Source organism: Pedobacter sp. HDW13 (assembly GCF_011303555.1).
Taxonomy (GTDB): Bacteria; Bacteroidota; Bacteroidia; order Sphingobacteriales; family Sphingobacteriaceae; genus Pedobacter.
The window spans coordinates 3834439-3854995 of the sequence record NZ_CP049868.1 but is presented as its reverse complement, the minus strand read 5'-3'; the positions used below and the strand labels follow the sequence as shown (position 1 = coordinate 3854995).

22 protein-coding genes are annotated in these 20557 nt (G+C 40.1%); 11 read left to right on the top strand and 11 right to left on the bottom strand.

Annotation, left to right across the window (positions count from 1 at the left end; all coding sequences use genetic code 11):
- Position 1: 1 nt before the first annotated feature.
- The 11 genes from G7074_RS16155 to G7074_RS16105 all read left to right on the top strand — a co-directional run bounded on the left by G7074_RS16155 (position 2) and on the right by G7074_RS16105 (position 10567).
- Complete coding sequence (locus G7074_RS16155) at positions 2–1225, top strand: glycosyltransferase family 4 protein (protein ID WP_166209844.1); 1224 nt, start codon at positions 2–4, stop codon at positions 1223–1225.
- Between the two features lie 77 nt (positions 1226–1302).
- A complete protein-coding gene (locus G7074_RS16150) occupies positions 1303–2541 on the top strand; it encodes a glycosyltransferase (RefSeq protein ID WP_240916328.1) in 1239 nt (412 codons plus the stop codon).
- Between the two features lie 127 nt (positions 2542–2668).
- Positions 2669–3370: an FkbM family methyltransferase gene (locus G7074_RS16145; RefSeq protein ID WP_166209841.1), complete on the top strand. Its 702-nt coding sequence runs from the start codon at positions 2669–2671 to the stop codon at positions 3368–3370.
- A gap of 8 nt (positions 3371–3378) precedes the next feature.
- A complete protein-coding gene (locus G7074_RS16140) occupies positions 3379–4005 on the top strand; it encodes a methyltransferase domain-containing protein (RefSeq protein WP_166209838.1) in 627 nt (208 codons plus the stop codon).
- Positions 3993–5210: a glycosyltransferase family 4 protein gene (locus G7074_RS16135; protein WP_166209835.1), complete on the top strand. Its 1218-nt coding sequence runs from the start codon at positions 3993–3995 to the stop codon at positions 5208–5210. Before G7074_RS16140 ends, G7074_RS16135 begins: the two co-directional genes overlap by 13 nt.
- Positions 5200–6612 carry an exosortase Y-associated Wzy-like protein gene (locus G7074_RS16130; protein ID WP_166209833.1) on the top strand — a complete coding sequence of 471 codons (1413 nt, stop codon included), beginning with the start codon at positions 5200–5202 and terminating at the stop codon, positions 6610–6612. The genes G7074_RS16135 and G7074_RS16130 overlap by 11 nt, the downstream gene beginning before the upstream one ends.
- Complete coding sequence (locus G7074_RS16125; RefSeq protein WP_166209830.1) at positions 6605–7903, top strand: XrtY-associated glycosyltransferase XYAG1; 1299 nt, start codon at positions 6605–6607, stop codon at positions 7901–7903. Before G7074_RS16130 ends, G7074_RS16125 begins: the two co-directional genes overlap by 8 nt.
- A gap of 36 nt (positions 7904–7939) precedes the next feature.
- Positions 7940–8794: a glycosyltransferase family 2 protein gene (locus tag G7074_RS16120; protein ID WP_166209827.1), complete on the top strand. Its 855-nt coding sequence runs from the start codon at positions 7940–7942 to the stop codon at positions 8792–8794.
- 21 nt (positions 8795–8815) lie between these two features.
- Positions 8816–9397, top strand: a complete 582-nt coding sequence (xrtY, locus tag G7074_RS16115; protein WP_166209824.1) for an exosortase Y — start codon at positions 8816–8818, stop codon at positions 9395–9397.
- A 23-nt stretch (positions 9398–9420) separates the two neighbouring features.
- Positions 9421–9975: a WcaF family extracellular polysaccharide biosynthesis acetyltransferase gene (locus tag G7074_RS16110; RefSeq protein WP_166209821.1), complete on the top strand. Its 555-nt coding sequence runs from the start codon at positions 9421–9423 to the stop codon at positions 9973–9975.
- Between the two features lie 172 nt (positions 9976–10147).
- Positions 10148–10567, top strand: a complete 420-nt coding sequence (locus tag G7074_RS16105; RefSeq protein ID WP_166209818.1) for a hypothetical protein — start codon at positions 10148–10150, stop codon at positions 10565–10567.
- 86 nt (positions 10568–10653) lie between these two features.
- On the opposite strand, the gene G7074_RS16100 is transcribed toward G7074_RS16105, so the two are convergent.
- Genes G7074_RS16100 through G7074_RS16050 form a run of 11 tightly spaced genes read right to left on the bottom strand, consistent with a single transcriptional unit; the run spans position 10654 to position 20338 of the window.
- Positions 10654–11421: a hypothetical protein gene (locus G7074_RS16100; RefSeq protein WP_166209815.1), complete on the bottom strand. Its 768-nt coding sequence runs from the start codon at positions 11419–11421 to the stop codon at positions 10654–10656.
- 38 nt (positions 11422–11459) lie between these two features.
- On the bottom strand, positions 11460–12245 hold the full coding sequence (locus G7074_RS16095) for a DUF4099 domain-containing protein (RefSeq protein WP_166209812.1): 786 nt from the start codon (positions 12243–12245) through the stop codon (positions 11460–11462).
- A 3-nt stretch (positions 12246–12248) separates the two neighbouring features.
- Positions 12249–13469, bottom strand: coding sequence for an ArdC family protein (locus G7074_RS16090; protein ID WP_240916327.1), 1221 nt, complete (start codon positions 13467–13469; stop codon positions 12249–12251).
- Positions 13441–13920, bottom strand: a complete 480-nt coding sequence (locus tag G7074_RS16085; RefSeq protein WP_166209809.1) for a M23 family metallopeptidase — start codon at positions 13918–13920, stop codon at positions 13441–13443. The genes G7074_RS16090 and G7074_RS16085 overlap by 29 nt, the downstream gene beginning before the upstream one ends.
- Positions 13917–14336 carry a hypothetical protein gene (locus G7074_RS16080; protein WP_166209806.1) on the bottom strand — a complete coding sequence of 140 codons (420 nt, stop codon included), beginning with the start codon at positions 14334–14336 and terminating at the stop codon, positions 13917–13919. Before G7074_RS16080 ends, G7074_RS16085 begins: the two co-directional genes overlap by 4 nt.
- A gap of 50 nt (positions 14337–14386) precedes the next feature.
- A complete protein-coding gene (locus G7074_RS16075) occupies positions 14387–16369 on the bottom strand; it encodes a type IV secretory system conjugative DNA transfer family protein (RefSeq protein ID WP_166209803.1) in 1983 nt (660 codons plus the stop codon).
- Positions 16370–16378: 9 nt separating this feature from the next.
- Positions 16379–17221, bottom strand: a complete 843-nt coding sequence (locus G7074_RS16070) for a DUF4138 domain-containing protein (RefSeq protein WP_166209800.1) — start codon at positions 17219–17221, stop codon at positions 16379–16381.
- Complete coding sequence (traM, locus tag G7074_RS16065) at positions 17218–18456, bottom strand: conjugative transposon protein TraM (RefSeq protein WP_166209797.1); 1239 nt, start codon at positions 18454–18456, stop codon at positions 17218–17220. The genes G7074_RS16070 and traM overlap by 4 nt, the downstream gene beginning before the upstream one ends.
- Complete coding sequence (locus G7074_RS16060; protein ID WP_166209794.1) at positions 18437–18844, bottom strand: hypothetical protein; 408 nt, start codon at positions 18842–18844, stop codon at positions 18437–18439. The genes traM and G7074_RS16060 overlap by 20 nt, the downstream gene beginning before the upstream one ends.
- A gap of 10 nt (positions 18845–18854) precedes the next feature.
- The gene (gene traK / locus G7074_RS16055; RefSeq protein ID WP_205944080.1) at positions 18855–19475 is read right to left on the bottom strand and encodes a conjugative transposon protein TraK; all 621 of its coding nucleotides are present in this window, start codon (positions 19473–19475) and stop codon (positions 18855–18857) included.
- Positions 19476–19477: 2 nt separating this feature from the next.
- The gene (locus G7074_RS16050) at positions 19478–20338 is read right to left on the bottom strand and encodes a plasmid transfer protein (RefSeq protein WP_240916326.1); all 861 of its coding nucleotides are present in this window, start codon (positions 20336–20338) and stop codon (positions 19478–19480) included.
- Positions 20339–20557 lie beyond the last annotated feature (219 nt).

The window sequence follows — 20557 nt, the reverse complement described above, 5'->3', positions numbered from 1 at the left end:
GTTGAAAAGAGTATTGCTTATTACTTCTGGTCAGCCTTCCCTAAACCCAAGATTAGTTAAAGAAGCCGATGCACTTGCAGATGCTGGCTATCATGTAACAGTTCTTTATCAATATTGGAATGCATGGGGTACAGCGCTAGATGAGGAGCTCTTCCCTAAAAAAGAGTGGAAAGCCATACGTGTTAACGGGGATCCCGTTAAGCAAAAAACTGTTTATTGGCTAACAAGAGGCATACACAAAGCAGCAAGAAAAATGATTAGGCTAGTTGGATTAAATCCTACTATTGTTATTTTTGCGTTATCAAGAGGTACTTATGGGTTGACTAATAAAGCGAAGACCATTGTTGCCGACCTTTATATTGCCCATAACCTAGCGGCTTTACCCGCAGCAGTAAAAGCAGCCTCAATACACAGGGCAAAATGTGGATTTGATGCAGAAGACATGCATAGATATGAAACACATAGCAAAGATTTAAATTTTCGCCTCGTTAAATTTGTTGAAGAAAAATATTTTCCGAAAACAGATTACCTCAGTACAAGCAGCCCTCAAATTGCAAAAAAATACCAAGAGCTGTTTCCGGCGTTGACATTTCATCCCATTCTTAACGTATTTCCTAAAAACTCATTCACCAACCGTGCGGCTTCCAGCCAACCGCTAAAGCTGTTTTGGTTTAGCCAAAATGTTGGGCTTTCGCGTGGTTTGCAGGATGCTATAAGAAGCTTAAAAATACTTGAAGGGTTTAAAATTGAATTCCACATACTAGGTTTTTTAAGTAACACAGTTAAAATCGTTCTTGATGAACTTATTCAAAGTCTAGCATTTGCTAATCCACCACGTATCAACTTTCATCAACCGATTGCCTCTTCAAAACTTGCCGAATTTGCAAGCCAATTCAATATCGGATTAGCTACCGAGCCTGGTTTTTCGATCAACAACCATCTGGCGCTAAGCAATAAGCTGTTTACTTACCTACAAGCTGGTTTGGCCACAGTAGTTACAGAAACAATTGCTCAAAAAGAATTTATAAATGATCACCCATCAATAGGTGCCAGTTATGAGATTGGCAATGTTCAACAATTGGCTGAAATCCTATTAAATTATATTCAGAATCCAGCGCTCTTAGTTCAACATCAAAATGAAGCTTACCATTTGTTTGAAGCTACTTTAAATTGGGATGAGGAATCTGAGAAATTTATAGCTATCGTTAATAAAACACTTAATTGAGTAAACTATAAAAGATCTATAACCTGAAACGCGTACTTATTATATCTCCACACTTTCCTCCTGCAAACACGGCAGATATGCAACGCGTGAGGATGAGCCTGCCATATTTCAAAGATTTGGGTTGGGAGCCGGAGGTGATTACAGTTGATGAGAAATATTTTGATGTAGTAAAGGACGGTCTTTTACTAGGGTCCATTCCTTCTGATATCGTTATCCATAAAGTGGGTGCGCTCCCTAAAAAATGGACCAGCAAATTTGGTTTGGGAAGCTTGGCACTCCGCTCTTTATGGTCTTTTAGAAAAAAAGGCAGTCAATTGCTTAAAAGTGGTCTCTTCGATCTTGTTTATTTTTCTACTACGCAGTTTCCAGTATGTATTTTAGGGAATTATTGGAAGAAAAAGTTTGGTATTCCATATATAATCGATATGCAAGATCCCTGGCATTCTACTTATTATTTGGATAAGCCAAAATCACAGCAACCGCCAAAGTATTGGTTCTCTTATCGTTTAAATAAATACTTGGAACCAATTGCCATGAAAAATGTAGATGGCGTCATCAGCGTATCTAGAGACTATATTGAAACGTTGGAAAGCAGATACCCTTGGTTAAAAAACAAACCTTCAAAGGTAATTACATTCGGTTCATTTGAGCTGGATTTTGAGATTGCCGAGAAAAATAAATCGAAGCTTCAATTGGTTTATCCAATTGATAAGAACCAAATTAACCTCATTTATATTGGTCGTGGCGGCTATGATATCCGTCCGGCAATTAAATTATTATTTGAAGAACTTTTAGCCATCAAAGAAACCAATCCGGTAATTTTTTCTCTTCTACATTTACATTTTATCGGTACAAGTTATGCCCCAAATGGAACCGGTACTCCCACCATAGCGCCTACCGCGCAAGAAATGGATTTGGGCGAAAAAGTTACGGAATATACCGATCGGATAGGTTTTTACCAAAGCATCAGAAATTTGCAGGAAGCGGATGGGTTGCTCATTGTCGGCTCGAATGATGCATCGTATACAGCTTCCAAACTTTACCCATACATAATGGCGAAAAAACCTTTACTTGCGCTTTTTCACCCAAAAAGTGAAGCGGCAACTGCGATTAAAGATTGTCATGCAGGGAATTTAATTACACTTGAACAATCTTCTCCAGCAGTAAAACGTATTTTTGAACATTATTTGGAACAGGTAATCGAGAAAAAATCTCCTAACACGAATTGGAAAGAGTTTGAAAAATATACAGCAAAATCTTTGACCAAAAAACAGGTAGATGTATTTGATGAAGTACTGGAATTGAAACATAGCTAACGAAATGATCCTTCAGTACCTATATAAAACCATTCTCAAAAGACGCTTTTTTAAAGGGCAGGACCGCATTTTTCATTTTTTGTTTAAAAACAACAGATTTTCCAAAGCAAAAGTTATCGTAAAACCATTGATTGGGAATTTCAAAATTGAATGTGATCCAACAACATGGATTGGTTCTAAAATCGTATACACTGGTGATTATGAAGCCTCGCTGAAACAAGTTTTCAGTTCGTACATTGCTAAAAACGACTATGTGCTAGATATTGGTGCAAACATCGGATTTCATACCTTATATTTTGCAGAACTGGTTGGGCAATCGGGCAAGGTAACTGCATTTGAGCCCATACCATTTAATTACAGCGCATTAATTCGTAATATCAGCTTAAATAATTTCCCTCAAATTACCCCACAAAACATTGCGCTGAGCAATAAAAACGAAACATTTAAAATTACAGCGGATGCTGCCAGTAATAACCCTGGATCATTTAATCTATTCGAAAAAAATGGAGATGTGACTGTCGATTGTAAAATTGGCGATGAATTTTTAATTGATGAAAAAATCAACTTTATCAAAATTGATGTAGAAGGCTATGAAGCATTTGTAATTGCAGGATTGATGCGGTCGATTACCAAAAATTTGCCGTATCTGGTTTTTGAATACGATCAGGATTACCATTTAAAAACGGGATTTGAGCCTAATTATATTTTCAATTTATTGAAGCCCTTAGGCTACCAATTTTATTTGATCAAAAGAACAGAACAAACTGTGATCAATAATCTGGTTCAATTGTTATCGGGAAATATTTTAGCGAAACCACCTAAAAAGTAAAATTAAATATGTCGTTATACGTACAATATGGCTGCGGTTTTAGCGCTCCCAAAAACTGGAAAAATTACGATTCGTCTCCTACTTTGAGATTCGAAAGAACTTGGCTGATTGGCAAACTTTACCAGAAGAATAGTCAACCTTTTCCCGAAAATGTGCTTTACGGAGATATTGTAAAGGGTTTGCCCGAACAAGAAAACACCTGCGACGGGCTTTATTGTTCGCACGTTCTAGAACATTTATCTTACCAAGATTTTCAGGCGGCGCTAAAAAACACATATCACATTTTAAAACCTCGGGGAACTTTTAGGTGCGTGGTACCAGATTTGAAATTTGCGATAGAAAAGTATTTGAAAGACTATGACTCCGTAGAAAATCCATCATCAGAATTCATGCGAAGGACGTTATTGGGCAAAGAAAAAAGAAGCAGAGGTTTAACCGGCATAATTAAAGACTACGTAGGCAACTCCAAGCATTTGTGGATGTGGGATGAAAAATCGCTGATGTCTGAACTGGAAAAAAGCGGATTTAAAAACTGTAGAATCTGCTTTTTTAACGATAGCAAAGACGACCATTTTAAATTTGTTGAAGAAGCCGATCGCTTTAATGAGGCTGTAGCAATAGAATGCACAAAGTAGAAAAGTTAGCGATTATTGTTAGTCACCCTATACAGTATTACGCACCCGTATTTCAATTTTTAGCTAAAAAAGTTAAGCTCAAAGTATTTTATACTGCTGGTGATCGTTCATCAAAAACATTTGATAACGGCTTTAAAAAAGAAATTCAATGGGACATTCCACTGTTAACGGAATATGATTTCCAATTTTTGGAGAATACGGTAAAAGACTCTGAAACGCATCACTTCACATCAATTATCAATCCAAATGCAGTAAAAGAAATTGACAATTACGCACCTACCAAAATACTCGTCTATGGTTGGGCATATGAAAGCCATCTCAAACTACTCAGGCATTATCACAACCGCGTTCCGATTTATTTCAGGGGCGATTCCACACTTTTAGATCATCAAACCAGCATTAAACGTTGGACGAGAAATATATTTTTAAAGTGGGTGTATCGCCATATCGATTTTGCATTTTATGTGGGCCAAGCGAATAAAGCTTATTTTAAAAAAGTTGGATTATTAGATCCACAGTTAATTTTCGTACCGCACGCGATCGATAATGAAAGATTTGCAGAAAATAGAAGTATAGAGGCTAGATCATTAAGAGCTAAGCTTAGCATAACTCCTGATGAAATATTAATTCTTTTCGCTGGCAAATTAGAGCCCAAAAAAAATCCTGAACTTATATTAGATGCTTTTATAGATCTTGATTTGAAAAATGCACATTTACTTTTTGTTGGAAATGGGGTGTTGGAGGAGCGGTTAAAAGGGAAAGTTGCGTCCTTCGACTACGCTCGGGATGACAAACAAGGCAAGAGCACACGAGACGACCTAAAAAGGCGAATTCATTTTATGGATTTCCAGAATCAAACCGTAATGCCGGTTGTTTACCAGGCTTGTGATTTATTCTGTTTACCTTCGCAGGGACCTGGTGAAACCTGGGGATTGGTCGTTAACGAGGCTATGGCAGCTGGTAAAGCGGTATTGGTATCGGATAAGGTTGGCTGTGCAGCTGATCTGGTTAAACCTATGATTAATGGTGCAACATTTGAATCGGGTGATTTATCTGATCTTAAACAAAAACTTAGGATACTCATTGAAAATAAAAGTAAATTAGCTCAAATGGGATTGGCTTCACATCAAACTATCCAGGAATGGTCGTTTGAAAAACAAGTGATAGCGATTGTTGATACTATACAGAATAAACATGCAAAATAACAACCCAACTAAACTGATCCTGACCTTATACTTCCCTGTACTCATCTCCTATATATTGATCAATAGTCCAATCATCTCTTATTTTGTTTCCTGGTTTGGGTCACTTTTTATCTTTTATACCACTATACTCTCGCCTGCTGCGATTATTAAAACTGATGTTCCTATCCATAAACAAATCATGCGACCCATATTTCTTCTACAACTTATTTTTGCAGGTTTTATGTGCGTTACTTCTATATTTTACTTTATGGACCATTTGGGTTACCGGTATTTTACGGAAGTTAATTATGGAGCACAGTTTAAAGAAAGCGAGCAAACGGCACTGATAGCCAGCTGCCAACGGATGAGTCTATTGGCCCATGCTGCGTTGGTTAGCGGCATACTTTTAGTACAAAAAGATAATATAAAAGTTAAGAGCATAAAAACCTTTGATGGTGATGATTTCCTCATCTGGCTCGGCATCATTGTATTTGGAATTGGATCAATAACGCAACGTTTCCCAGGACTTAGCCAAATTGCCATTCCCCTTACCATCGTTGGTATATCCTGTGCAGCGGTGTTATTTGTTAAAGGGTTTAATACCAAAAATATTAAATACCTCGGCATTGGTGCCACTATTTTCATTCTTAACTTCATTCATGCCTCTCTTTCAGGATATAAAGAGCCTATTATTATCAATATCATTGTTATTGCTTGCGTATTTTTTCCTTATTACAAGAAATTGATTCTCTACTTAGCTATTCCCACAGCTTATGTGTTGCTTTATTTCTTACCAACTTATAACAATACTGTTAGACAAAGCTGGAATGGTGAAGTAAGTGCTGAGGAAGCACAAAACCAGGCTTTTGAAAATCTGGATTCGAAAAACGAGGAACAAATTGAAAATACGAACTGGGGCTTCATGACAAAACGCTTGAGTGAAATAGAAATGTTTACACAGTTTGTAGATTATGTACCTGGTCACCGTCCACACTACGGCTGGGAAATAGTTGAAAATTCTTTAGAAGGGTTGATTCCAAGAGTTTTCTGGCTAGGAAAACCCAATATGGAAACGGTTTCTATGCAAAGGGTTTATGATGCTGGAGTAGCACACAGAATGTCGAGTGTTTCGGCTAAAACACGCCCTATAGTTGATGCTTATTTAAGTTTCGGCATTCCTGGAGTTTTCTTTTTTATGTTGATCTATGGTATGCTGGTACAGCATTTGTCTGATAAAGCTGAAGAAATATTCGGAGGCTATGAACTAGGTTGCGTAATTATGTTTAATAGTATTTTCCAAGGTCTTTGGCGGGGAAATAACTTCGAGTTTATGTTCAATAATATTTTCTGGGGTTATATAATTATGTGGATGCTTTTTGCTTTACTTAGAACGATAAAGGTATTAAAACCAACATTTGATTAATATCACTTCATCATTGAAAATCATCCACATTACAGCTTCTTATAAACCAGCCTATATTTATGGTGGCCCTATACAAAGTGTTGGGAAGTTGTGTGAGGTCCTGTCGGGCGATAAGCGTATAGCGGTTTTAAAGGAAGAGATTCTTCGTTGCACTCAGGATGACAAACTAGGTATTCAGAATGGCAACCCCAGCAATCAGGATGACAAATATAGTGCTGAGGATGGCAAGCGTGTCAATGTAAAGGTGATTACAACTACGGCAAATGGTACAAAGGAGTTGGATGTAAAAACTGGTGTTCCTGTTTTGATTGAAGGAGTACCTGTTACTTATTTTAAAAGATGGACTAAAGATCATAGTCATTTTTCGCCGGGATTGTTGTGGAGATTAAGAAAGACCCTTCGACAGGCTCAGGGCGACAAAATAGTCGTCCATATCCATGCCTGGTGGAATTTGGTTTCGATTCTGAGCTGCTTTATTGCTAAATGGTATAAGATTCGCGTGGTGCTATCTCCCCGAGGGATGCTTACCTCTTACACGCTTGCTAACCGCAATTCTTTATCAAAGAAACTGATTCACAAATTATTGGGTAAAAACCTGTTAAAATATTGCCACATCCATGCTACCAGCGAGCAAGAAAAAGCTGATATTTTAAAAATTGTAAAGCCGAAAAGTATCAGGGTGATTCCGAATTTGGTGAGTTTACCATCGCAAGTGGGGAGTCCGTATCAAGTAGCAAGTATTAAGAATCAAGATGAGGATTGTTTTAAGCTTATTTTTCTTTCGCGCATTGAAGAAAAGAAAGGACTTGAACTTTTATTTAACGCACTAGCAACTGTTGATATCGCCTGGAAATTAACTATCGCGGGTTCTGGTGAAGAAAAATACTTACAAGACCTAAAGCTTTTGGCTAACAAGCTAAAACTAGGCGATAACATTTATTGGATTGGACAGGTAAGCAACGAGGATAAATATACCCTAATCGCCGCACATGATTTATTGGTACTTACTTCTTACAATGAAAATTTTGCCAATGTTGTTGTAGAAAGCTTTAGTGTTGGTACACCAGTACTCATTAGTGAATATGTGGGCCTAGCTGAGTACGTTAAAGATAATGAACTTGGCTGGGTGACAAGTCTGGAAACTAACGAGATAAAAAACAATATTATTTCAGCATACCAAAATCCAGAAAAAAGGCAAAAAATCAGCGATATTGCTCCATCCACCATCAGGGAAGATTTTAATGATGAGGTATTGGCAAATCGATATCTCGAATTTTATAATACTATATAAGCTATATTTCAATCACGGGTTGAAATAATCCAATACATGAACGAAAAATTCAGCTTCATCATACTAACTTTCAATGAAGAAATTCATTTAGCCAGGCTACTGGAATCTATTAAAAACCTCAATGCCCAAACATTTATTTTAGATAGCTATAGTACTGATAAAACACTTGAAATTGCAGCTAATTATGATGCAGAAGTACTACAAAACCCTTTCGAAAACCATCCAAAACAGTGGGATTTTGCCTTAAAAAACTTCAAAGTAACTACACCTTGGACCATTGGCCTGGATGCTGACCAGACTGTTACCCCTGAACTTTTTGAAATGCTAGATAATTTCAATGATGACGAGCACACGGGCATTAATGGCATTTATTTAAACCGCAAAAATTTCTTTCAGGGGAGCTGGATCAGGTTTGGCACTTTCTATCCATTTTACCTTTTAAAAATGTTTAGAACGGGGATTGGTTTTTCTGACCTGAGCGAAAATATGGATCACCGTTTTATTGTCCCTGGTAAAACCGAAATATGGAAAAAAGGCTGGATATTGGAAGAAAACCTAAAAGAAAATGATATTGCTTTCTGGAAATCGAAACACGAACGATACAGCGATTTGATTGCTCAGGAAGAAATAGAAAGAATGCAAAAATTAAGGATTCAGAGTATTAAGCCAAATTTACTCGGGAACCCTGACGAAAAGCGGGCATGGCTAAAACGCTTATGGTGGAAACTCCCACTTGGCTTTCGGCCTTATCTTTATTTTGGTTACCGAATGTTTTTTAAACTGGGTATATTTGAAGGTGCCACAGGTATTAAATTTCATTATCTGCAGAGCTTCTGGTTTAGGCAGCTGGTAGATAAAAAGATTAAAGCTTTGCAAAAAACAAACAAATAAGAATATAAACTGCCGATAATTATGACTCAGGAAGAAGCTAAAAAACAGGCTAATAAAAAGGCCATTAAATTTGTAATCGCATTGTTTGTGCTCTATATCGTGTTTAGCCAGGGCAACCTGTTTATGAACAGCGTTATGACCCCGGGATCGAAGTATTACAATGCTTATATTTCAGCACATTTTAACTACATTCAAGGTCTAAAATCGGCATTGATTATACCTGCAGTTTGGATTATTAAACTCTTCGGTTTTTATGCTATCCATAACGAAATGGATGTAATGGTAGTTGCAGGGCCATACTTAAGGGTCAATTATTCTTGTTTGGGTTTGGGCGTAATGAGTTTCTTGTCGGCATTTGTGCTTGCCTTTCCAGCTTCGTGGAAATCAACCCTTAAGATGCTTGTGATTGGTCTTATTGCCATCTATATCCTAAACGTGTTGAGGATAGCCGGCCTTGGAGTGCTACTAGGTTTCTTTAAATCGCAGCGGCATAACTTTACTTATCACCACGAAGTTTTTAATATCATTGTATATATCTGCGTATTTACCATGTTATATTTCTGGATTAAAAAGAACAATAAACCAGTTGTAACCGGGCATTAATTTATACCGTTAAAACCTATATTTTGCTAAAAACCCAGCTTCACAAAAATTTCGATACCGGCGATTTTAAGGTAGGTGCAAATACCTTAAAGCAATTGTTGTGGTATTTTACGGATATTTTGTTTTTTAAAAGCCACATTATACCTGTTAGTTCAATACTTGTGGTCTTGTTGCGGCTTTTTGGTGCTAAAATAGGCAAAGAAGTACGCATTAAACCGGGTATTCATATTAAATATCCTTGGAAACTTGAAATTGGCGATTATAGCTGGCTTGCCGATTGTTATATTGAAAATTTAGACCGGGTTATTATAGGCAAAAACTGCTGCATATCACAGCGGGCTGTGCTTATTACCGGTAACCATAACTATAGCAGTACAAATTTTGACTTGATGGTAGCGCCTATCATTTTAGCGGAAGGCACCTGGATTGGAGCCGCAGCTAAAGTTTGTCCGGGGGTAACGCTGCACAGCCATGCTGTTTTAACAATGGGTAGCGTGGCTACAAAGGATTTATCCGCTTATGCCATTTATCAGGGTAATCCGGCAATAAAAATTAAAGAACGCGATATTAAAAAGTAAGCTAGCAAAGCACTTTTTTAGCAAAATTTTAAAGAACGAGATCATAATCAGATCTCGTTTTTCATTTACATTGATAATTGTCAAAATATTTACCATTCTATTAAATAAAAAATTGGTGCTTGTTAAAAATTATCAAGACATTTGCTTAGTCTATAGCATAAATATTTATAAGTTGGTTAATCTTAAACTCTGGAAGAACAAATACTCACTGTCTTCCAACCTTATTTTAATTACTTTTTTAATCGGGATAATCAATCTATTTTTCTACGATTATGAGAGCACGCAAGAATTTGTGGTGCTCATCGCTATTTTAATAATGCGGTATGTGCTTTTTATCCTCATCAAACGCCGGTTTGAATGGAGCAAATACCTTTTGGTGCTCATTATTTTAAGGAGTATTTATCGATTATGGGTTGTAATGGGTGAGGTAGACGCAAGTCCGGTAACCAAAATAAACCTTGTGCTCCAATTGGTGATGTCGGTACTTGCCTTTGCAATTCTTTTCATTTTCCCAAAAATAAAGGAGTGGATGAGTGAAAGACGAAAATATACTGCGCCAGGGAGTATATCCCGCACAGCTGAGCTAAACTAAATACAAAGTCTTTATTGCTTATTAGCGGCCAATTTTTGGCGATTTAGTTTCCTCATTGATAGACTCGGCTTTTTGAACACTAGCGCTCACATCCGGTGCAGCAATTTGTACAACACTAGCAGTAGTGGGGGAAATATCTGTTCAGCCTTTATAGGCTGCATTTCTTTAGAATATACATTTAAGGTTTTCATTTCAGGATTTGCACAGAGATATACAGGCTGCGTTTTCCCTTCAAGTTCTAATGGCAGCTCAATTAAATTACCATATTTTAATGCCCTGATAACCGACTCCCGTTTCTGCTTGTCTTCTAGTCCCTTAAAATTATAGCGGTCTACTGTTGCTTCAAGGTCAAAGCCGTAGCCAGGATAAAACCTATTCAAAGGATGGTTGCCACGTTCATTAGTCACCTGTAAATCCAGCGAAAACCAAACAGGGATACGCTCCAAGGTATCTTCGCTACTATGGGTAAGATCACGCAAGAAAATATCCTTTTGTAAAGACAATCCGCATAAGAGTTTATACGACTGGAGCGCCGTCATCCGGTGATGTTTTTCTATATCAAAGATCTTCGACACAGATTGATCAGTATTGTAGCGTTTAAGGCTCGCTTCAAACCCGTTTAAAAAGTAGGCGTCAGTTTCCCTTGATTTATTAAACTGAAGATCGAAATGCATCATATCAATCCCTTTAGAAGGGTCAGACCGGAATTCAGCAGGTATATATTTCTGATTAAGGCCGATAGTGAAGGCCTCTGGCTTTTTGTATATGGCGCTTTCTAATACTGAGTTAAGGCGGGTTCCAAAGCCAAGGTGATCAAGCATTTTTTGTAGGTATTGCAAATTATTGTCATTCATTGTGGTAAGTTTTAAGATTGATGATTAATTATTGTCCATTATCTAGCTATGCCGCTATAAGCTGGAGGCTCGATGAAAGCTCTTTGTGGCAAATTGCGTTCCTCAATAGCACTTAACGATGTCCCCTGCATATCAGCAAACGCCTTAGTAAAAGCCGGAGTATGATGATCCAGCTGTTGAGAAGTACTATTTAACGGCTGAATATCTTTAATTAACAAATAGGAAATTCCACCATCCACGAGCACAGAGAGTATTAATTCCTTGCGATCTGCAAGTAGTCCCTTAGGCTGGGTAACACGGTGCTGAAATCTAGTTCCATCACGAAGTTCAATCAGCATACCTTTTTTAAATGCTTCCTTTTGCTCTGCATCGAGCATTATCCCGTTTACCAGATCTGGTGCTTGCACCTCAGGAACACTGTAGCCGATGAAATCGTTAGTAACTGGATCATATTCGATATTGTACATAGCCGAGATGCCTTCTTCGATTTGAATACTCTTGGCGATAAAGTCTTTCTGGCCCTGGATAAGCCCGTGCATTTCAAGCTCAGTTAGCAGGGGATGTTTTCTTGGAGCATGGTATATGGGGTGGATTAAGAGTTCCACCCCATTATGCTTATCCTGGTGAAGGGAAAGGCGCGCATCCAGCCGCTCGATATCAAATTTTTCTCCTTTTAGGTGATGAAGACTAATAAGCTGAGTCCGTCGTCCGGATAAAAGTGCACCGATTTCTTCTGGATTAAGCAAAAGCTGGTCATGGTGATAGATCCCAAGCTTACTTAACTGCTCTAAAGGCAGTTGACTTTGTTGAAATAGAGTTTTCATAGGTTATCTTTTAATGTTGTGATTTTCAGAAGTTGTCTGTTGGGAGGAATCCTGTTTTTTAGCTGTCTGCAATAGTGAGCTTTTGATTTCGCTTAATGAGTGATAAAGCTGATCGCTTTTTGAGAGGGTGAATATAATTCCCGAAGGCTGCTGCTCGACTTTGAGCCTACCTTGCTTTAAATGCCCTTGAATCTTATAGATTTGACCATTATAGCTGATCTCATCCCCCGTGGACAAATATTTCACTACTCTTTGCGCACTACCTGTTAACAGCTTTTCTGCTCCTGCTTGGTTTTGGAGGGATATTTCCCTTTTCTGCTCAAAAGAGCTAAGAAATGAGAATATCTTTTCAGCATCTGCAGCAGCACTAAAGATTTCAAAAGGGGTATCTTCGAGTATTGATACCCAGCTTTCAATGTAAGCAGTATGCTGCGATGGATCATGTCCGATACGAAACTCATCCCCTATCAGCATCGATGCGATCTCAGCCCTCAGCTCTTCCTTAGCATAAGCTTCCTTGCCACTGCTCATTAGCTCTGTCCTGTTTAGCCTATCTGGATGCCCTGTCCAGTGTGCGAGTTCATGCAGCAAAGTGGCATAGTATCCTGAGGACAAATCAAACTGCGATCGGTCGGGCATAGTGATGATATCATAAAGGGGATGATAATAAGCCCGGTCGATAAACTTATGCTCCACTTTAGCTCCGCTAGCGGCAATTAGCGATTCAGCTCTTTTTACCGGATCCCATTTTATCTCTTTAGCATTAGGAGCCAGGGCCGGAAGCCCGCTCATCTGTTCTGCATTAAAAACCCAGGCATTACTGATGATGGGTACCCTGAGTAATTCCTGTTCGTAAAGGGCATTACCAAGCTCATCGTAAATCCGGTTTCCCCTTTCATCAAGCAAGCTTTTTTGCTGATGGGTTTTAATGAACTGAATCAGACTGCCGTGCGCTTTATGGTTAACTTTAAACCCTGACGACTCGGCCTGCTTAAAAGTGAGCCAACGCGGATCTTCAAACCCGCTCAAAAGTAGATTGATTGCGTTTATGCCTTTATAGCGCTGTCCGGTCTGCTGATTGTAGGGCATGGAAATGGCTGGGATTCCTTGAACATTCCATGGCTTTTGCCAGGGAGCGGTTCCTTTTTTTAACTCTTCAATAAGCCTGTGGGCAACCTGAAGGTATAAAGGGGTTTTATCCATCACCTCCTCCTTTCTCATCATTTTGAAGCTGAAGCAGAAATTTCAGCGGATGAATGGGCCGATTTTGATATAGCACGCTAAAATGAAGGTGCTCTGCGGTACTTCGACCACTATTCCCTGAAATCCCGATTGGATCACCAGCTTTTACCCAGTCCCCTTGCCTCGGAAAGATAACTGAAAGGTGTCCATATACGCTTTGAATTTCTCCGTGAGTAACCCTAACAAACCTTCCGAGTATAAGGTGATCGCCACAACTTATCACTTTGCCGGCAAGCACTGCATAAATAATGGAATGGTTTGCTGCTAGATCAACCCCACTATGAAAATCGTTAACCTTTGTTATTGGATGATTTCTAAAGCCATAAGGACTGGTGATGAGCATTGGAGAAAGCGGCAACACAACTTGAGAAAAAAGTGAAGCCGGCGGAATTACTGCTAGCGATAATAGACTGGTTAATAAAAAAAGTTTCATCGCCCCCTCCTTTCTATTGCTTGCGTTTCAGTTTTCAAAACTTGAGGGCTAAGGCCAAGTTGACTCGAGAGACTAACTGTTGCAAACTGGGCTGCGCTGGGACTGGTTTTAAGAAGTTCCATAGCCTGCAGGATTGAGCTCATGCTATTTTTTTCCTGAAGCATGTTCACCCTCAACAACACTTTAAAATCCTGCATTTCAAGCTCCCTTGAGGAAGATAAAAGCTGCCCGTAAAGCGCATTTTTATCTTTTAGCACTAACACAAGATCACTGGGGAGACTGGAAACCGATAGGTCAGCAAAACTTAAATTAACCAGAGTACCTGCGGGGTTAAGGCCTCCAATAACCCCTAATTTCATTTTTCCATCCTGCGACTGGTCACTAACCAGCGCGAGCATTCCTGAATATTTTTCCATAAAGTTTAGATTTGAAGTTTTAACTAGGTTTAGCAAGACTGGAGTAAGGTCTAACCAGTAGGAAAGCGGGATATCAGCTCAGTTACTTCAGCGTTGATGCGCTGAAAATTCTCGCTGAGGATTTGTTCCTTTTTACCTTTAAAGTCATAGTATACGGGCATTTTAGGGTATAAGGATTCTTCTTTCTCAATTTCCTTCAGATCCAGATTCGCCTTACAATTAATCACCGAAGGCGAAAAACTTCCATTGTAGCTTTCATCTGTATCAGCAGCGAGCATGCCCACAAGCTCTCCTGCCTTTAGTGAAGCGATTTTCCCCGATGGGATGAGGTGTTCCAGTTTTTCACTTAAAGAGATTGAAGTTTTGCTGCGATCAATAGAAAGGCTCTCGCTCATCTGTTTTACTTTACCAAAGAGCTTTTCTAACCAGTCCAGCGTTTCTTTATTTCGCGCAGAACCGGAAAGCACATTTCCTACCACAGCGCAGATTGTCGATGCTACTTCCTTGCCGTATTGCTGCTGAAATTGGGGAAGCTCCTGAAGCCCCATTAATACCGCAACTTTATTGCTCCTGGCCGTTGCGATCAGATTTTCGATCCGGTGGACATATATTGTGGGCAACTCATCAAGCAAAAGCGCACTTGGCAGGTTTCCCTTAGAATTGATAAGCCGGATTAATCGGTTCAATACCACTGAATAGCAAGCAGAATTGATATTTTGTGTATTAGGGTCGTTGGCCAAAACGAGTGTTGAGGGAGAGGAAGGATCGCTAATTTTCAAACAAAAATCATCCCCGGAAAACACCCAGAAAGTTTCCTTAGTAGCTAGCCTTGAAATGAAAATCTTTAGCGTTCCAATCTGACCTTCGAGTTGATCAAAGGCTTTTGCCCGGTATGCGCTCATGAAAGGCGATAGCAGTGAGCTGAGTTCTGGATTACTCACCAGCGCAGCAAAAATCTGATCGTATGAACAATTTAAAAAGGAGAGAATATGCGGAAGCGTAGAGTAGCGGCCATTTTCATACCTGGAGAAAAAATAAATACAGGCAGAGAGAAAATTAACGGCGCTCTGGGTAAAAAATTGATCGCTCCCTGTGGATTTATCACCCTTTTTTAGTGCCTCTACGAGCGCTTCTGCAGTTTCTGAGGCATCTGCGAGCGTGAGGATATAATCTGGTCTTAATACATTAATTCGCCTGGAGTTTTCAAGCTGGTTTAGATTCAGAACGTGAAAATTGTGAAGGGGCATCCTTCCTTGCTTTTTTGCCAAAAGAAAATGATGATAGGCGATCTGAGCGAGATCACAAAACTTAAAATCATATAGCGCTAGGCAAAAGTCTTTCTCTAGCAGCTGACGAATAACAGGCATAACGATGCTGAAACTCTTTCCCGATCCGGGCGTCCCGATGAGCAGCGTACCCCGGAAAATATTCTCCAGATTAATAAAACCGGAATGAACTTTTTTGCGGTAATAAAATAGCATGGGGATACAAATCCTGTACGGTCCTGTTTTGGCTTTTGTAGCCTGCATAAAAGATTCCTCTTCGATATTCCAACGGTCCTTTCCAAGTCTTGCACTAATGATTTTTGAGATATTATCCATAGAAATATGAATCAGGATAGTTCCCATGAGCAGGCAAAAACAATAAGCAAGCTCATTCCAGCTCAAAAGCAGCAAGATCTCTTTTCCTGCCTTATGATAAAAATAAAGGCTGCAGAAAAATAGGATGAGTCCTGCTGAAAGTGGATAGACAATTGTCCTTTTTGCATTAAGATCTTTTTCCTTTTTAGCCAGGGTACCAATCGAAACTAACATAATCTGCAGCAAAATAAATCCCCTGGAATATAATGGATCGCTATAGATTATGATTTTGGAAAGCGATCTTAAGGGCCGCATCATCCAGTAGCTCGGAAGAAAATCCGGCAAGGGGCTTTTAGCGCAGTAAATAAAGATTAAAATATCTAAACACAGTGATAAATAAATGCAGGACTGCAAAAAACGGTGCAGTGCCTGCTGTTCTTTGCTTTCTTCCATAAGGGTAGTTTAAAAGGTATCTGCATTGAGCAAATCACCATAGGAAATATTTAAACTCAAGGTTCGCTTTGACAACTGCTTTTCGCTCATTGATACTTTGAGCAACTTTTCGCTTGAAAAACTCACCTTTTTAATGACATAAATGTTCCGGAAATTCTTTTTAAAGCGCTCAGAAGAATAAAGAGAAAATACAGGGGAAATTTCTATGGACTGTAGATTTGTGGCCTTATGGACTTTTTTGTCTTCAACACTAAACTTTAGCTCATCAATATCATATTCCATTAAGGTCTCGTTTTTAAAACTGATATCTAAAAAGATAAGCTCACCAACAGAGTATACCTGGTTTAGCTGTGCGGAGATGCCTAGCATGGTTGCATTAGCCAGCGGACGGCCGCCCCTTTTTGCTAAAACAGCCATCGCATGGGACTTAATTTCCGGTGTTGAAAGATCTTGGTGGGATGGATCTAGCGGAACCATCTCGCTTGGAAGAATTTCTATATCCACGGCCGATCTATCGGATGAAACATTAGGTGAAAGAAACAGGCGGTATTGCGCCATAAAGGTTTCTGCAACAATGGTGACCACTCCTAATTCACGGTTTAGCGGTAAGTTCCTTTTTACCGAGTCTGAGCTAATTTTAACATTAAGCAAATTCTTTATGGGTAAATCGCCGCTCAGAAGCTTGGTCGATAAATCCACATACCGGATAGCTTCAGGTGAGCGGAAATGAAGGCCTGTCCCAGCTGAAATCTCGACAGTAGGAATAGCGGAAAGAGACCGGAAGCCAGGGCCTTGCGCAAATAGGTAAAAATTGGCTAGTAAAAGCGCGAGTAAGCAAGATATTTTTTTCATTTTTCTTTTTCTTTAAAGTTCTTTTGTCTGGACTGAAGCTGATTGGGGTCAATGAGGTAAATTATGGAAGCGTAGTTGATCCGCGCCTTATTTTGGCGGATCAGACGGCTCGCTGCGCCACTTGAAGATTGAAATACCCTTCCAAGTAAACTCAGCAGCTGCTTATTTTTTTCTCCTGATTCATCGATAGAAACTTCTTGAATAGAGGAGCCTGCCAGTTCTTTGGTAAATTCCCTGAAAACAGAAAAAGGCACATAAATGCCGCGCTGTCCATCCCTGTCATAAACCTCTAGATGGATGGGCAGGATCTCTCCCTTGATGAGCGCAGAGCTGACTGTTACCTGTACGCGTTGGGCAGAAAAAGAAGAAATCAAGCCATATAGGTAGCTTCCCTTTTTGATCAGGAATTTTCCTGCCCATATATCGCAGAGTAAGCGCATACGGATTCTGGAACCAGAAAATCCGGTAACCTGCTCATCGATTACAGCTGGGATATTCACGCCTTGTTCTACCAGGGCAGTAATGGTGTTAAAATCATTCGCTTTTTCAGGGCTGTTCTTACTCACCCTCAAAGCATTTTGAATGTCTCGGGCAGCGGGAAGTTTTTCTAAACCCTGCCCCTTTCCTTCTACGGGTTTCCCTACTCGTTCATTTACTTTACCCATGCTATCGATGATGGCCATCTGCGCTCTGAAAATCTCCACAGGATCATTTGATACAGGCTGCTTGGCGCTTAAAGGTTTTCTTTGGGTTTGCATGGCAGCTAAGGCCTCGCTAAGCGCCCGGTCTTGCGCGAGAGGCGATCTACTGGATACATTTGCCCCGCTAAAATTACTTCTGGGCATCGCCAGCTTCTCTGGAAAACTATTTTTGCCATTAGAGTACCTTGAGCGGATAGAAAGCTCTATGGAATCGAGCATGCGCTTTTCAACTTCTGAATAAACTGAGCTGCTGGCAGCTTTTAGTGGATCTTCGTCGGCTAAATTTTCTACCGCGCTATAGCCATCCCCTTTGGTATATTTATCCTGAAAGGCCTGGAGCTTATCCTGGAGCTTTTGGCTTTGAACCTCCGTGGAGACTTCAGCGATTTCGCTTTTTAAGGAGCTTTCAGCAGTATCACGCTGATCTTTGGCCGTAGATGAACTGCTGGTATAAAGACCAAATAAAATCAAAATAAAGGGTAAACAGATTAGTGGCAAAATATAGCGGGGGCCTTTAAGGTTTATCTTTTTCATGGGATAGGATATGGGTTTGAAGTGTTTTAATTCTAAAGATCATTTGCCCTATTTGCACGCTGTCTTGGGCGCTGAGGTGTTTAGCAGATAAACGCTCATTGAGCTCACTTTGCAGCAAAAGCACCTGCGATAGTGCTGTGGCTGCCCTTACTGCGCCGCCCACCTCTCCCATTGGTTTTTGCGCCTTTGAGCTGGCAAATGGTGAGGAATTTTTGGGCTGCCTGAGCAAGGTGAAGCAAAGGACGAAGGAAGTAAATAGCACTATGCACATTAGCACCAGGCTTCGCTGGGGATACTGGATAAGCAGCTGTTTGAACCTCGATGCAGCTGCCTGGGTCAGAGCTAAAATCCCGCCTTGAAGGCGGCGAAGAGAGAGGGTATTTTTCATCTTATTATATTTAAAGTGGATTTTTTTGAGCATTGGAAAGGTCCTTGTTTTCAAGGGTCTTCCACCGGGTAATCAGCACGGCATGTGGGTTATTTTCTGAACGTGCTGCCAGATCACTCAAATGCCCTTCGGTAATGAGAGAGCGGGTAATTACTGAACTCCTGCGGTCAATCCTCTGGGTCGCGTAGTAGCGGAAATACTTATTTTTTTCATCCAGAAAAATCGAATCAGCCTGAATAGTAAGTACAGCAGAAGAAGAAAGTACCGATGAAAAAAAGTTGCGTTCCTTTAAGTTATTGTATTGCTGAACCCCGCTTTCATCAATTAAGTACATGGCTTGCCGCATCTGGCTTTCGATATATTTTTCATCCGGGCTTAGTGAAAAGAAAAGACTATGGAAGCGCGCAATATGAGCCCGATACTCCGCTGCGCGGTTGGCCTGTAGATCTGTCCTTTTTGCAAGCAAGGGAATATTCCCACTATCGAGCAAATAGATGCTTTTCCTGGCATCACTCACCTGCCGATATGCAAAAAAACAAACTACTGTGCTCACGCAAAAACAGAGTATGAAACTCAAAACAGACAGGTAGCTGGCCAGGCGGATTTTAGATTCTATATTTTTAATCAGCATAACTATCCTCCCATTACGCTAGTAGCCACGCTTTGCATCTTGGATGCCCCGGAGCTCATCGCGCTGGTCGCTGAACTTACTCCTGAGGTGGATACGATCCAGGTAGAAATACTTGGTACAGTAAACATGGTGAGCGCACCGATAATGAAGGTGATAATGACCATGCCAAAAGAAAGTATCCCGTTGGAAGCAAACCAGGTTAGCTTTTCTATGCTCTCCCCAGATCCTTCCAGCAGTTCCTGATAACGGCTGATTTCTGCCTCCAGGGCATAGTGCTGAAAAAGCGAGGAAATGTACATCACCAAAAAGCCGATACCTGAATACAGGTTTACCGAAATAAACCTGGCGATCCAGGCCGAGAACGAATCGCGAAATGCAGGTAAAATACTCATTGCCACCGAAAAAGGGCCAAGGATGATCAGGATCGTGGAGAAAATAATTTGCACGATAAAGATGATATATACACTGATGCGTAAAATCCAAATCGCAAGGGATTCCAGTAGCGAAGTTGCCAATAACTGCAGGCCGATCTGCAGCCGGTTACGCATTTCCACCACCGGGTTCCAGAGTTTGGAAAAGCCCTCTTTCACCGAGCTTTGCACCGATTCCCATGCATGCTCATACCAACTGTCCGCTTCCTTTTTGGCAACTTCCGTTTCTGCCTGGATTTTAAAGAGCTCATCAGCCACCTCTACCATAAGCTTGGCGCGTTGCATACGTAGCGCATTGATATCTCCTTGAGTAGTATCAAAAAGTGCTGAAGTTTTATTTTCAACAATTTCAGCGGGAAAGGCCACAACTTTGGTAAATACCGGCCACCAGAGAATGACCATCGAAAGGCCAAAAGGCCTCAGCAGCGGCATAATTTCCAGCTTTTTATCCCCGAGATCATCTCATAAGATTTGATGGCAAAAAAAATGAGCATAAAAATTGCGCACAAAGCCTGGGCATCAGCTATAAAAGCATCATTACTGGCCCAGATGGCAGATTTCATCTGTTTTAAAAAATGCATTGTCCCCTCCTCGTATACCCCATTTCCCTGTAAAAAATTAAATGTTTCTTTAAAAGAATCAGGAACCTCA

Coding starts and splice junctions, on each gene's coding strand:
- G7074_RS16150 (WP_240916328.1), top strand. CDS start 1,303: ATGCAACGCGTGAGGATGAGCCTGCCATATTTCAAAGATTTGGGTTGG.
- G7074_RS16140 (WP_166209838.1), top strand. CDS start 3,379: ATGTCGTTATACGTACAATATGGCTGCGGTTTTAGCGCTCCCAAAAAC.
- G7074_RS16135 (WP_166209835.1), top strand. CDS start 3,993: ATGCACAAAGTAGAAAAGTTAGCGATTATTGTTAGTCACCCTATACAG.
- G7074_RS16130 (WP_166209833.1), top strand. CDS start 5,200: ATGCAAAATAACAACCCAACTAAACTGATCCTGACCTTATACTTCCCT.
- G7074_RS16120 (WP_166209827.1), top strand. CDS start 7,940: ATGAACGAAAAATTCAGCTTCATCATACTAACTTTCAATGAAGAAATT.
- xrtY (WP_166209824.1), top strand. CDS start 8,816: ATGACTCAGGAAGAAGCTAAAAAACAGGCTAATAAAAAGGCCATTAAA.
- G7074_RS16100 (WP_166209815.1), bottom strand. CDS start 11,421: ATGAATGACAATAATTTGCAATACCTACAAAAAATGCTTGATCACCTT.
- G7074_RS16095 (WP_166209812.1), bottom strand. CDS start 12,245: ATGAAAACTCTATTTCAACAAAGTCAACTGCCTTTAGAGCAGTTAAGT.
- G7074_RS16090 (WP_240916327.1), bottom strand. CDS start 13,469: ATGATGAGAAAGGAGGAGGTGATGGATAAAACCCCTTTATACCTTCAG.
- G7074_RS16085 (WP_166209809.1), bottom strand. CDS start 13,920: ATGAAACTTTTTTTATTAACCAGTCTATTATCGCTAGCAGTAATTCCG.
- G7074_RS16080 (WP_166209806.1), bottom strand. CDS start 14,336: ATGGAAAAATATTCAGGAATGCTCGCGCTGGTTAGTGACCAGTCGCAG.
- G7074_RS16075 (WP_166209803.1), bottom strand. CDS start 16,369: ATGGAAGAAAGCAAAGAACAGCAGGCACTGCACCGTTTTTTGCAGTCC.
- G7074_RS16070 (WP_166209800.1), bottom strand. CDS start 17,221: ATGAAAAAAATATCTTGCTTACTCGCGCTTTTACTAGCCAATTTTTAC.
- traM (WP_166209797.1), bottom strand. CDS start 18,456: ATGAAAAAGATAAACCTTAAAGGCCCCCGCTATATTTTGCCACTAATC.
- G7074_RS16060 (WP_166209794.1), bottom strand. CDS start 18,844: ATGAAAAATACCCTCTCTCTTCGCCGCCTTCAAGGCGGGATTTTAGCT.
- traK (WP_205944080.1), bottom strand. CDS start 19,475: ATGCTGATTAAAAATATAGAATCTAAAATCCGCCTGGCCAGCTACCTG.
- G7074_RS16050 (WP_240916326.1), bottom strand. CDS start 20,338: ATGCCGCTGCTGAGGCCTTTTGGCCTTTCGATGGTCATTCTCTGGTGG.